The organism is Rothia nasimurium (assembly GCF_042660305.1).
GTDB lineage: Bacteria > Actinomycetota > Actinomycetes > Actinomycetales > Micrococcaceae > Rothia > Rothia nasimurium.
Genome location: NZ_JBHSTW010000018.1, coordinates 466,201 through 478,572, shown reverse-complemented (window position 1 = coordinate 478,572; position 12,372 = coordinate 466,201). Strand labels below are relative to the sequence as shown.

At 61.4% G+C, this 12,372-nt stretch carries 12 protein-coding genes; 11 read left to right on the top strand and 1 reads right to left on the bottom strand.

Annotated elements, in window-relative coordinates; genetic code table 11:
* Positions 1-15 precede the first annotated feature (15 nt).
* The 11 genes from ACFP6B_RS09215 (at position 16) to ACFP6B_RS09165 (ending at position 11,877) form a co-directional block, all read left to right on the top strand.
* Complete coding sequence (locus ACFP6B_RS09215) at positions 16-213, top strand: ubiquitin-like protein Pup (protein ID WP_237185666.1); 198 nt, start codon at positions 16-18, stop codon at positions 211-213.
* Between the two features lie 52 nt (positions 214-265).
* Positions 266-1,699, top strand: coding sequence for a Pup--protein ligase (gene pafA / locus ACFP6B_RS09210; RefSeq protein WP_377129420.1), 1,434 nt, complete (start codon positions 266-268; stop codon positions 1,697-1,699).
* 105 nt (positions 1,700-1,804) lie between these two features.
* Positions 1,805-2,857: an FKBP-type peptidyl-prolyl cis-trans isomerase gene (locus ACFP6B_RS09205; protein WP_377129418.1), complete on the top strand. Its 1,053-nt coding sequence runs from the start codon at positions 1,805-1,807 to the stop codon at positions 2,855-2,857.
* 38 nt (positions 2,858-2,895) lie between these two features.
* A complete protein-coding gene (locus tag ACFP6B_RS09200) occupies positions 2,896-3,297 on the top strand; it encodes an FKBP-type peptidyl-prolyl cis-trans isomerase (RefSeq protein ID WP_237185669.1) in 402 nt (133 codons plus the stop codon).
* 72 nt (positions 3,298-3,369) lie between these two features.
* Complete coding sequence (locus ACFP6B_RS09195; protein WP_377129416.1) at positions 3,370-5,319, top strand: helix-turn-helix transcriptional regulator; 1,950 nt, start codon at positions 3,370-3,372, stop codon at positions 5,317-5,319.
* 147 nt (positions 5,320-5,466) lie between these two features.
* A complete protein-coding gene (locus ACFP6B_RS09190; protein ID WP_377129414.1) occupies positions 5,467-5,781 on the top strand; it encodes a hypothetical protein in 315 nt (104 codons plus the stop codon).
* 5 nt (positions 5,782-5,786) lie between these two features.
* Positions 5,787-6,044, top strand: coding sequence for a Sec-independent protein translocase subunit TatA (gene tatA, locus ACFP6B_RS09185; protein WP_135013989.1), 258 nt, complete (start codon positions 5,787-5,789; stop codon positions 6,042-6,044).
* Positions 6,045-6,146: 102 nt separating this feature from the next.
* Positions 6,147-6,995 carry a twin-arginine translocase subunit TatC gene (tatC, locus tag ACFP6B_RS09180; RefSeq protein ID WP_237185672.1) on the top strand — a complete coding sequence of 283 codons (849 nt, stop codon included), beginning with the start codon at positions 6,147-6,149 and terminating at the stop codon, positions 6,993-6,995.
* A gap of 108 nt (positions 6,996-7,103) precedes the next feature.
* The gene (locus ACFP6B_RS09175) at positions 7,104-9,944 is read left to right on the top strand and encodes a DEAD/DEAH box helicase (protein ID WP_377129411.1); all 2,841 of its coding nucleotides are present in this window, start codon (positions 7,104-7,106) and stop codon (positions 9,942-9,944) included.
* 34 nt (positions 9,945-9,978) lie between these two features.
* Positions 9,979-11,028: a hypothetical protein gene (locus ACFP6B_RS09170; protein WP_377129410.1), complete on the top strand. Its 1,050-nt coding sequence runs from the start codon at positions 9,979-9,981 to the stop codon at positions 11,026-11,028.
* A gap of 114 nt (positions 11,029-11,142) precedes the next feature.
* Positions 11,143-11,877 (top strand): polyprenol monophosphomannose synthase, encoded by a 735-nt coding sequence (locus ACFP6B_RS09165; protein ID WP_237204941.1) that lies wholly within the window; start codon positions 11,143-11,145, stop codon positions 11,875-11,877.
* A 68-nt stretch (positions 11,878-11,945) separates the two neighbouring features.
* Here the strand turns inward: ACFP6B_RS09165 and ACFP6B_RS09160 are convergent, their stop codons facing one another.
* Positions 11,946-12,284 carry an RNA polymerase-binding protein RbpA gene (locus ACFP6B_RS09160; RefSeq protein ID WP_135011868.1) on the bottom strand — a complete coding sequence of 113 codons (339 nt, stop codon included), beginning with the start codon at positions 12,282-12,284 and terminating at the stop codon, positions 11,946-11,948.
* Positions 12,285-12,372 lie beyond the last annotated feature (88 nt).

The window sequence follows — 12,372 nt, the reverse complement described above, 5'->3', positions numbered from 1 at the left end:
AGAAAGAGAGACATCATGGACCGCATTCAGCGTCAGAACACCACCTCAACCACCTCCCAGCAGGTAGAAGAAGTAGCCATCGCCCACCAGAACACCGAGGTGAACGAGCAGGCAGTATCAGACATCGATGACCTGCTGGCAGAAATCGACGGCGTGCTCGAAGAGAACGCCGAAGACTTCGTCAAGGGCTTCGTCCAAAAGGGCGGCCAGTAGGCCCAGCCCCTCACAAGCAGCCAGTACCCGCCCCAACGCCTAAGGAAGACCCGTGGAACGCAGAATATTCGGCATCGAAACCGAGTTCGGCATCAGATACATCCCGAAAGGGCTTGGCCCCCTGGCCCCAGAAGAGGCCGCCCGCAAGCTCTTCAAACCGGTGGTAGACACCTGGCGTTCCTCCAACGTCTTCCTGCCCAACGGCGGGCGACTCTACCTCGATGTGGGATCCCACCCCGAATACGCCACCGCCGAGACCGCCTCGGTTCGCGATGCCCTGATTCAGGACAAGGCGGGGGAGTACCTGCTCAATGACCTGGTCAACCAGGCAGAAGATTCCCTCGAAGCAGAGGGCTATCAGGGGCAGATCTTCCTCTTCAAAAACAATGTTGACTCGGCGGGCAACTCTTTCGGCTCCCACGAGAACTACATGCTAGAGCGCAAGGTGGAGTTCTCCCGCCTGGTCCGCTCCCTGAATCCCTTCCTGATTACCCGCCAGATTGTGGTGGGGGCGGGTAAGGTACACCCGGCAGGCCCCCCGCAGTGGGGCGGACGTCCGCTCGGGCCAGAGGGGCAGACCAGCTTCTCCTTCTCCCAGCGCGCCGACTACATCTGGGAGGGCTCATCAACAGCCACCACCAGGGCCCGCCCCATCATCAACACCCGCGACGAGCCCCACGCCGACGCCTCGCTCTACCGTCGTATGCACGTCATCAACGGGGATTCCAACATGTCGCAGGCCACCACCCTGCTCAAACTCGGAGCCACCGACCTGGTGCTTCGCATGCTTGAGGACTACTACCCCCTCGAGAACTTCGAAATCAAAGACACCGCCACCGCCCTGCGCGTTATCTCCCACGACCTGACCGGCACAGCAACCTTCCCCCTGGCGGACGGCCGTGAAGCCAACGCCCTGACCCTGCAACGTCACTACCAGGTGGCCGCCACCCGCTACATCGAAGAGAAAGGGGCCCACCACGAGGACGTGCCCTATATCCTGGATCTCTGGGGCCGGGCCCTGGATGCGGTGGAAAGCGGCGATACCTCCCAGATCGATACCGAAATTGACTGGGCCATCAAAAAGAAGCTACTCGATACCTACATCGCCCGCGGGGCCAGCGGCTACGACGACCCCAAAATCCAGCAGCTTGATTTGGCCTACCACGATATCGACCCCGCACGAGGCGTCTTTGGCCTGCTCACCCGCAAGGGCCTGGTCAAGAACCTGGTCAGCCCCGATGACATTGCCCATGCCACCGTGCACCCTCCTGCCACCAGGGCCTCCCTGCGCGGCCGCTTCATCAGTGCTGCCCGCAACGCCGGCGAGCCCTTCACCGTGGACTGGGTACACCTGAAACTCAACAACAAGCCCCACCTGACCGTCATGTGCAAGGACCCCTTCGCCACCGAAAGCGCCGCCATGGACGACCTGCTGGCCACCCTCAACCCCGGCCCCCAGGACGCCTGGTCCCCACCCTTTATCTAGGCAAACCGGCAAATTACCAGACCCCACCCAGCTCTATCCGCTAGTATGTACGCGGTGAAGAAAAGCGTTCTGCTGAAGAGCGCAACCTCAAGGAAAGTGAAACCAGTGAAGAAAAAGTCAGCCCTTTTCGCATCCAGCGGCGCCATGCTCGCCCTCGTTCTGTCTGCCTGCGGCGGCTCCGGCAGCGGCAGCAGCCTCTCAGATATCGACTACTCCATGAACGGGGCAACCGCCGAACCCTCGGTTTCCTTCGCAACCCCCTTCGCAGCCAACGGCACCGAAGCCTACAAGATTGAGGACGGCGACGGCGCCACCATCGAGGACGGCGACAGCCTGCTCGTTGACGCCACCGTCTTCAGCGGAGCCGACGGCACCTCCCTGGGCACCACCTACACCGACGCACCCATGATTATCCCCGTGGGCGAAGACCTGAAGAACGCCGCCCCCGAGCTATACGACATTCTGATCGGCTCAAAGGTCGGTATGTCCTTCTCTTACTCCACCAACATCGATACCACCTCCACCTCAACCGCTGAGGCAACCCCCACCGTTTCAGCAGGCACCGCCACCAACGTAGAGGTCTACACCGTCTCCGGTAAGCTGCTCAAGAGCGCTGAAGGCACCGAGAACGAGAAGAAGTCATCTGCCCTGGAAAGCTTCTCCCTTGCCGATGACGGCACCGCCACCCTGACCCTGTCACCAGACCGCGGCGATGCCCCCACCGAGCTTTACACCGAAGACCTCATCACCGGCACCGGTGCAACCGTGAGTGAATCCGACACCCTCTACGTCAACTACGTTGGCGTGACCTGGTCAGACGGCACCCAGTTCGACGGTAACTTCGGCGCTACCCCCACCGCCCTCTCCCTGAACGGCGTCATCGAGGGCTGGAAGCAGGGCCTGGCCGGTAAGACCGTCGGTTCCCGCGTCCTGCTGGTCATCCCCAGCGAGCTGGCCTACGGTGAGGACGCCGCCACCAGCGGCGCCCCCGAAGGTGCCCTGGTCTTCGTGGTAGACATCCTGGGCTCCTCACCCACCCGCACCGCCGCAGCATCAGCTAGCGCCTCAGCCGACGCGTCCGCAGCTGCAACCGCAGATGCCAGCGCAAACGCTACCGAGTCTGCGAGCGCTGAAGCTACCGCCTCAGCCAGCGAATAAGACCTCTATTATCACTCGATTAGAAAAGGTAAAACCTCATGTCATTTGGTCAGCGTAATCTCGACCGTAGCAAGCCCGAAATTGATTTCCCCGAAGGTGGCACCCCCGAAGAACTCATCATCATCGATGAGATTGAGGGTGCCGGTGAGGTCGTTGAGGCTGGCGATACCGTGTCAGCCCACTACGTGGGTGTAGCTTTCTCCACCGGTGAAGAGTTTGACTCTTCCTGGGGTCGCGGTGAGCCCCTGCGTTTCCAGGTCGGTGTCGGTATGGTGATCCGCGGATGGGACGAGGGCCTGCTGGGTATGAAGGTAGGCGGCCGCCGTCGCCTGGAGATCCCCAGCGAGATGGCCTACGGTTCCCGCGGTGCCGGTTCTGCTATTGGTCCTAACGAATCACTGATTTTTGTGGTTGACCTGGTAGACGTCATCAAGCGTTAATTCTCGCTGTGGGCTTGTGCCTGCGCGTGTTTGGCCCCCGGTTCGAAAGAGCCGGGGGCTATCTTTATGTATGTGACTTCTAAAGCTGTTGAACGTGCTGCTGCCTTACTTGATGTGCTCTCGTCTGCCCCTTGGGGGCTGGACCGGGATGCTGTGCGCCAGCGGGTGCCGGGCTATGACCAGGCGGCGACCGATGCTGCGTTTGAGCGTATGTTTGAGCGCGATAAGCAGGTCTTACGGGCCCTGGGCGTTGAGCTGGTGGCTGAGCGGGCTGATCGTTCTCGGCTGGGCTTTGTGTATCGGCTGGAGGCTAGGTCGCAGGCGGTGGCTGATTTTTCGGCCTTGGACGTGGTGGTGCTGAGCCACTGTGCGCGGGCCTGGGAAGGCACCGAGGTGGAGCGGCTGGCTCGTGCTGCCCTGCTCAAGGTGGGGGCGAGTGTGGGCCAGCGTCTTGGTGGTGAGCTGGGGGAGCCCGCCCGGTTCACCACGGTCCCCGGGGTTGCAGAGTGCCTGGCGGCGGTGGCTGAGGGTAAGGGCGTGAGTTTTCGCTATGCCGGTAGGGACGAGGTGCGCTCGGTTGCCTGCTGGGGGCTGGGTTTGCGCTTTGGTCACTGGTACCTGGTGGGCTGGGATCGGGCCCGTCAGGGGCAGCGTATTTTTAGGCTTGATCGGGCGGCAGGTTTGTCTGTTTTGGCTGTTGAGGGGCCGCAGCCCCCTGCCACTTTTTCGATGGTACGGGAGTTGGCCGCGCTTGAACCTGAGCAGGTTCCGCAGGTAGCTACCGTGCCCCTGCTGCCCGGGAAGGGGGCGGACGGGGTGCAGCTGGCTCCCTCCTACGGGGTAGTGGAGTCTGCCCTGCAGGCAATGAAGGACGGACGCACCCACCGGCTCCCGGAGGGCACATCAGCTCCTGGCGTGGTGGGGGACTACCAGCGAAAGGTCGCTGATGAAGAGGAAAGGCTTCGGCAGGAGCTGCGGGCCTGGCACACCCCGGCGCCCAATATCGCTGCTCCTGAACGAACAAAGGCCTGGAAGCCTGTAGCTGCTCAGCGGGCCCGTGAAAGTGCTTCAGACCAGCTCATGAGGCTTCTGCTGATGGTGTCCCTGATCGAGAGCACCGGGGGTCTGCCCCTTACTACCCTGGCAGATTTCTTTTCAACGACGGAGCAGAAGGCCCGTACCCAGCTAGAAGGTTTAGCCAGCAGCGTTGGGTTTGAGTCCTTGGATCTAGCCATTAACTCGGCTGGGTTTGTGACCCTGCGGGGGCAGCAGGTGCTGACCCGCGGTGTGTCTCTGACTGAAACAGAAGCCCTGGCGCTGAGCCTGGCTCTCGACCTGTCGGCCAGCCTCGATACAGAGTCCTTTTACAGCCACCTGCGCCAGAAGATATGGGCCTCGGTTGCTACCGAGAACCTACCCGAGGTTGCGCCCATGCCTGAACGGGTAGGGGTCTATCGGGCCGACCTTGACCCCCTAGTACAGCGGGCTCTTGATCAGCAGATTCCCCTCGATATCACCTACAGCTCCCACCGGTCTGTCTCCCGCCGCGTTATTGAACCGCTGGCCCTCATCGTTGATAACGGGCCTCGCTACCTGCAAGCTTGGTGCCGGTTGAGCGGGCAGGTGCGGCACTTTAGGCTTGACCAGATATTGAGTATGGCCCCGGTCGAGGGTGATAGCTTCACCCAGCAGGTGCTGACTGAACCCGAGGCGGGGGAGGACGCGTCCGCCCCCGTTAGCCCTCGCAGCTGGCTCACCCAGTTGACCAGCGGCCAAGTTGCTGCCGAGACCATGATTCTGGCTGTCGCTAAAAGTCTGCCGGTAGCCCAGCGCGAAAAAACCCACAGCACCCTCTACCGCTACGCCCTTGAAACAGCCGAAGAAAACGGTGTGACCTTCTACAAAATACCGGTCGCCCACACCGCCTGGGCCCTCAACCTGCTCATAGACCTGGGCCCGACCGTCCGCCTGCTCATCCCTGCCCACCTGCGGCAAGACCTACTAGAGCTACTGGGTGACTAGGGGCCACAAACAACTGCCCCGGCACATTACCCACCCATATCCCAGCAGAATCGGTGCAAGCCCACAGCAAAATATTCTCAAAACTAAAGCCGCTTGGGATATATAATTGTCACTATGCCTTGGTGGTTTTGGATAGTTTTATGGACCGTGCTCGTAGTGAGCTCGCTCTGCCTGCTAGCCTGGCTGCTATACCGCGTCTTCCGCAAAGCCTTAGGGGCACTCGATGCCGCCCAAGACTGGGAGTCCAGCATTACAGATGCGCTTGGGCAGGCCAACCACGCCCAGCCCCTCAGAGAAGAACCGCAACCGGCTCTTTTCATCCCGGTAGGAACCGCCTACGCAGACTACATCCAGGGCAAGAACACTCGAACGCTCGACCGAGCCCGCCGCCGCTCTCAGCGCCGCGACGAACTCGGACAGCCCCAACTCGTCGGAGACCTCAAACGTCTTCAAGAAAGGTGACGCTCGTGCTCGGTAACCTCGGCCCCGTCCATCTCATCATCCTCCTTGTCATCATCATCCTGCTCTTCGGTGCCCCCAAGCTCCCCGGCATGGCCCGCAGCCTCGGCCAGTCCATGCGTATCTTCAAGTCAGAAGTTGACGGCTTGAAGAACGACTCCAAGAAGAACAACGAAGCAAACGGCGACACCAACGGTTCCGTTGTTTCCGGTGAGGTCATCAACAACCCCACCACCACCGACCAGAACAAGGGCTCACAGAACTAAGTTCTCGCCCCCCAGAGCGTTCGTGAGTTAACCGCCCGACCCGTGCCCTGGCCACCCAGGGCGCGGGTTTATGGGCTCCCAGAGTTTCAGTAGAAGGCACCCATGGCTAAATCAACCAGCCGAAAGAACAACCCCCAGGCCACCATGGCCCTCGGCGAGCACTTTCGCGAATTCCGCAACCGCCTCATTAAAGCGGCTGTTGCTACCTTTATCTGCGCTATCGGCGGCTTCTTCCTCTACGAGCCCTTCATGGAGGCCATCAGCGCCCCGGTCTACGCCATCAACACCGAAGCTGGCCGCACCGCAGCCCTGAACTACTCCACCGCAACATCTCCCTTCGACCAGATGGTGCGTATCTCCCTCTACATCGGCCTGGTCATCGCAAGCCCCGTCTGGCTCTACCAACTCTGGGCCTTCATCACCCCGGCCCTCTACCGCAAGGAAAAGCTCTACACCCTGGGCTTCACCTTCACCGCCATCCCCATGTTCCTTCTGGGCACCGGCCTGGCCTGGTGGGTGCTACCCACCGCCGTCCGCACCCTGACCATGTTCAGCCCCGATGGCGCAACCAACCTCTTCACCGCCGACGTCTACGTCAGCTTCGTGGTTAAATTCATGCTGGTCTTCGGTATCGCCTTCGTACTGCCCGTTATCCTGGTCGGCCTCAACTTCATCGGCCTGATCCGCGGTAAGACCATTCTCAAGTCCTGGCGCTGGGTAGTCGTGCTCGTTGGTCTGCTCGCAGCTATGGCAGCTCCCGGTAACGACATCATGTCCATGCTCTACCTCATGCTGCCCCTGCTCTTCTTCTTCTTTGTTGCTATCGGTATCGCCATGCTTAACGACAAGCGCCGCGACCGCCGCAACGCTAAACTCGCAGAGGGACTCACCGACGACGAACTCAACCGAGCCACCAGCCTAGAAGAACTCGACCAGCTCGGTCGCTCCTAAAACTTTCCCGCCCCGGCACGCTGTGTCGGGGCGGTTTTTTGTTCGCGCTGGAACGAAAGCTGACTGCGGGGTGCCTCTGGCCGAAATCTACCGCCTAAGATTAGACATATGGCTAGCTACGCTGAACAGTACCTGCGCGCCAAAGAACGCGCCACCTTCTCAAAGACCGCTCTCTACCGTTTTGAGCAGACCCTGAGCTTTGACCTGGATGACTTCCAGCGCCGGGCCTGCACTTCGGTTGAGGACGGCCGGGGCGTGCTGGTTGCTGCCCCCACTGGGGCGGGCAAGACGATCGTGGGAGAGTTCGCTATCTACCTGGCTCTATCGCAGGGTAAAAAGGCCTTTTACACCACCCCGATTAAGGCTCTGAGTAACCAGAAGTACAACGACCTGGTGGCAGCCTACGGTGAGGACGCCGTGGGGCTGCTGACCGGCGACACCTCCATCAACTCCGAAGCCCCCGTGGTCGTGATGACCACCGAGGTGCTCCGCAACATGCTCTATGCAGATTCCGCCACTCTGGCCAACCTGGGCTATGTGGTGATGGACGAGGTGCACTACCTGGCTGACCGCTCCCGCGGGGCGGTGTGGGAAGAGTGCATTATTCACCTGCCCGAATCGATCTCTGTTATCGCCCTATCGGCCACTATCTCTAACGCTGAGGAGTTCGGTGCCTGGCTCGATACCGTGCGCGGGCAGACCGACATTATCGTTTCTGAACATCGCCCGGTTCCCCTCTGGCAGCACGTGATGGTGGGACGCCACCTTATGGACCTCTTCGCTGGCGATACCACCGTTGAGGACGCCGCAGCCGCCACAGACCTACCCGAGGTCAACCCGGAGCTGGTGCGGGTCGGACGCCGCCCCCGCCCTTCACGGGGCCCCGGCGGTAAGTCCTTCTCCCGGCTGGGCAAGGGAAAACGTGGTCGTAACCAGGGCTACCAGTCCCAGGGCTATGACCGCGAGCGCCGCAGCAGCGCGGATGAGGTGAGCACCCCCGTCCGCCCCCAGCGCATTAGTCGCCCAGAGATGATTCGTTCCCTCGATAAGGCGGGTCTGCTGCCCGGTATCTGTTTTATTTTCTCGCGGGTGGGCTGCGATGCTGCGGTATCGCAGTGTATCGATGCCGACATTCGCCTAACAACCGAGGCTGAGGCCCAGGCTATTCGGGCCTATATCGCTGAGGCTACCGCTAGCCTTGAGACCAGTGACCTGGCGGTGCTCGGTTTTTACGAGTGGCGTGAGGGCCTGATGCGGGGTGTAGCGGCCCACCATGCGGGTCTGCTGCCGGTCTTCAAGGAGGTTGTTGAGACCCTCTTTTCTGAGGGACTGATTCGCATGGTCTTTGCGACCGAGACCCTGGCGCTGGGCATCAATATGCCGGCCCGGTCGGTGGTGCTTGAGAAGCTCACCAAGTTCAACGGTGAGACCCACGTGGATATCACGCCGGGGGAGTACACCCAGCTGACCGGACGCGCGGGCCGCCGCGGTATCGACGTTGAGGGTCATGCTGTGGTTATGTGGCGCCCAGGTCTAGAGCCCCAGCAGGTAGCGGGCCTGGCCTCGAAGCGCACCTACCCCCTCAATTCTTCCTTCAAGCCCACCTACAATATGAGCGCCAACCTGATTGCCCAGTTTGGCACTGAGCGTACCAAGAAGATTCTGGAAAGTTCCTTTGCCCAGTTCCAGGCTGATAAGTCGGTGGTGGGGGTGGCTTCTCGGGTGAGGAAGAACGAAAAGGCTCTGGCAGGTTTCGAAGAGGCGATGACCTGCCATCTGGGTGATTTTACCGAGTACGCCCGCATCCGCCGTGACCTTTCTGATCTTGAGAAAAAGGCCGAGAAGGGCCGTAGTCGTCTGCGGCAGTCCCAGGCGGTGGCGTCCGTCCTTGACCTGCTGCCCGGCGATATCATCGAGATCCCCCGGGGCCGTAATGCGGGGCCTGCCGTGGTGCTGGCCAGGGCCGAGTCTCTGGACGACCCACGCCCGTCCATCCTGACGATGGCAGCGCAGCTGCGCCGCCTCGACCCCCGCGACCTCGACGGGCCTGTTCTGCCGGTTTCGAAGATTAAGGTGTCAAAGAAGTTCACCGGTAAGACCCCCAAGGACCGCCGGGACATGGCCTCTCGTATGCGTGAGGCCCTCTATCAGGGGCTTCCTGCCCGCTCGGGGTCTCAGAAGAAGTACTTCAACGAGCGCGAGCGCGGGGACGAACAGAAGATTGAGGAGCTGCGCCGGGCTCTGCGTAACCACCCCTGCCATGGGTGCTCTGACCGCGAGAATCATGCCCGGTGGGCTGAGCGCTGGTACCGCCTGTCGCGCGATACCGACGGTTTGCGCCGTCAGATTGAGCGCCGCACCAACACTATCGCCCAAGTCTTTGAGCGCATCACTCAGTTGCTGGCTAGCTACGGTTACGTTGAGACAGTGGAGGGGCGTCGCATGCTCACCGCCCGAGGGGCCTCACTGCGTCGGGTTTACGGTGAAAAGGACCTGCTGACCTCCCTCTGCCTTGAGGACGGCTTCTTGCAGGGCCTTGACCCGGCTTCTACCGCTGCGGTGGTCTCAGCCCTGGTCTATGAGGCTAAACGCGATGAGCTGGGTCTGCTATCTCGCTACCCCGGTCACGGGGTTGAGGGGGCACTGATGACCGTGCTGAAGCACTGGAACAAGCTCAACGACGCCGAAAAACTCCACCGGCTACCGCAGACCGCTTCACCCGACTTCGGTATGGTCTGGCCCGTCTATAAGTGGGCGCGGGGCAAGAGCCTTGCCCAGGCGATCGATAGTACCGACCTGGCCGCTGGCGACTTCGTGCGCTGGACCAAGCAGGTCATCGACAGCCTTGATCAGATTGCCCACGTGGCGTCGTCTGACCCCCAGCTGCGCACCCAGTGCGAGGCCGCTATTAACCTGCTGCGCCGCGGCGTGGTGGCAACCCAGCTTTAGTCTGTTTTACTGTCAGTATTTTGAAAGGACGGCAATGATGCCCGCAACTGTCATGCTCGATGGCTCTGTCTACAGCCCCGCTGACCCCTTTGCTGCCGCCCTGGTCATGAACGAGGGGCGGGTGGAGTGGGTGGGGCAGGACGCCGGTGCCCGCTCCATCGCGGATTCCTCCATGACCGTGCAGGAGCTGGGCGGACGTCTGGTCACCCCCAGCTTTGCTCTAGCGGCGGCTTCTACGACCGGGGCGGACGCTCCCGCCCTGCTTGATGAGCTAGCGGCAGCTGGCTACGGTTATGCCCGCCTGCTGCTCACTGATTTCGCGCAGGAGCTCCCGGCAGCTCACCCTGCGGTAGCTGCTGACTACTACCTCCCCGTAAGCAGCCTTGAGAGTGGCAGGGAGCTGCCCGCTGGCGTCCGCGGTGTTTTTGTCTCATCCCCGGGAGAGCTTAACTCGCAGTTACTGGCTTTGCTGGCCGAAAAGCGCCTGCAGCTCATGTTGGTGGTCACCGAGGCGGCTCAGGTAGGGGAGTACCTGGCTCATCTGGCGCCTCTTGATGGGCTCACCCGTCTGCGTATCAGCCCCAGCCTGGAGGGTCTCACCAAGCTAGCTCAGGATGAGCTGGAGCAAGCGAAAGACCTTCAGGTCACCCTCGGTTTCTCAGGTGACTTCGATCGTTCCGGCGAAGCCTTTGGCCGGGCCCTGGCGGCAGGGGCTGCAGTTACCCTAGGGTCAGACCCGGGTGACCGGCCTTCACTGTTGGGCTGGGAACTGGTGAACGCCGCCGTCAACCCTGCTCAGGCAGAACAGGCAGTATCGGCTCGCGCCGCTTTTGCCGCCTGCACCCGCGCAGTCTACCGCGCCGCGTCCGCCCCCAACCCCTTCACCGGACAGCTCGTGCCCGGAGCCCCCGCCCACTGCGCCCTCTGGACCATCACCGAACTCATCGTGCAGACCCCCGACAGCCGCATTGCAGCCTGGAGTACCGACCCGCGCGCCCGCACCCCCCTGCTCCCTGTCCTTGCCCCCGACGTACCCCGCCCTGAACTGGTCAGCCTGTACCGCAGCGGCCGCAAAGTGGGCTAGGCGTCACCTCAGACCCAGGCCCGCGATACACGCTCGGGCACCTGCACCCTATATAATGAAAAACTGGTTTACACGCCGTCCCACGATTCGGATGGGCCATGACAAGGAGACCGCATGCGAGTACTAACCGTGATTCCTACCTACAATGAGAAGGAAAACCTTCCCATCGTAGTAGAGCGCCTGCGCGCAGCCGTGCCCGACTGCGACATCCTCGTCGTCGACGACAACAGCCCCGACGGCACCGGCCAGCTTGCCGACTCCATGGCAGCAGAAGACAGCCACATCAACGTCCTCCACCGCACCGTCAAGGACGGCCTGGGTGGCGCCTACCTGGCAGGCTTCGACTGGGGCCTAGAAGCTGGCTACGACGTGCTCGTTGAGATGGACGCCGACTGCTCCCACCAGCCCGAACAGCTGCCCCTGCTCCTGCAGGCAATCGAAGGGGGAGCCGACCTAGCTATCGGTTCCCGCTACGTACCCGGCGGCAAAACCAAAAACTGGCCCCTGCACCGCCAGATCCTTTCCCGCGGCGCCAACCTTTATACCCGCCTGATTCTGGGCACCAAGGTCAAAGATATCACCGCGGGCTACCGCGCCTACCGCCGCGAAGCCCTGCAGAAGCTTAACCTCGAAGGTATCGACTCCAAGGGCTACGTCTTCCAGGTTGATTTGGCCTGGCGCTCCGAACAGGCCGGCCTGAAAATTGTAGAAGTACCCATCACCTTCGTAGAGCGTGAAATCGGTAGCTCCAAGATGGACGGCAACATCATCGTTGACTCCATGACCAAGGTAACCCGCTGGGGCCTGACCGCCCGGGCAGAGCGCGTCCGCTCCATCATCAAGAAGTAATAGCAGTTGATAGACGAAGGGCCCCGCCAGATAACTGGCGGGGCCCTTCGTCTTAGAGGGAAGCTAGCCTAGAGGGCGTGACGCTCCCGGTAAATCTCAAGACGCTGCTGCAGGGTCTCTTCGAGTTCTTCGACGCTACGGCGCTCCAGGAGCATGTCCCAGTGGGTACGAACAGGCTTTTCAGCGTTCTCTTCAACCTTGCCGTCGCCAGAAACCAGGAAGGCTTCCTTGCCGGACTTGGCGGTCCAGGTTGCGGGAATCTCAGCTTCCTGCGCGAAGGTAACGAAGACTCGTTCACCGTCTTCGGTGCGGTATTCCACACGCTGGCGGGGAGCCGGCTCCACGCCTGATTCGGTTTCCATTGACTGTGAACCCAGGCGCATACCGCGCAGGCTGCGATCGCTCATTTTCTTCCTCCATAAACGGTGACTGAAGTGCTTGCAGGTTTGTAACTACTCAAAGGCGGGTAAACCGTGCAGGCCAAATACCCATTAT

Bases quoted from the DNA above. Each gene is read 5' to 3' on its own strand.
- ACFP6B_RS09215 (WP_237185666.1), top strand. From the start codon at position 16: ATGGACCGCATTCAGCGTCAGAACACCACCTCAACCACCTCCCAGCAG.
- ACFP6B_RS09200 (WP_237185669.1), top strand. From the start codon at position 2,896: ATGTCATTTGGTCAGCGTAATCTCGACCGTAGCAAGCCCGAAATTGAT.
- tatC (WP_237185672.1), top strand. From the start codon at position 6,147: ATGGCTAAATCAACCAGCCGAAAGAACAACCCCCAGGCCACCATGGCC.
- ACFP6B_RS09175 (WP_377129411.1), top strand. From the start codon at position 7,104: ATGGCTAGCTACGCTGAACAGTACCTGCGCGCCAAAGAACGCGCCACC.
- ACFP6B_RS09170 (WP_377129410.1), top strand. From the start codon at position 9,979: ATGATGCCCGCAACTGTCATGCTCGATGGCTCTGTCTACAGCCCCGCT.
- ACFP6B_RS09165 (WP_237204941.1), top strand. From the start codon at position 11,143: ATGCGAGTACTAACCGTGATTCCTACCTACAATGAGAAGGAAAACCTT.
- ACFP6B_RS09160 (WP_135011868.1), bottom strand. From the start codon at position 12,284: ATGAGCGATCGCAGCCTGCGCGGTATGCGCCTGGGTTCACAGTCAATG.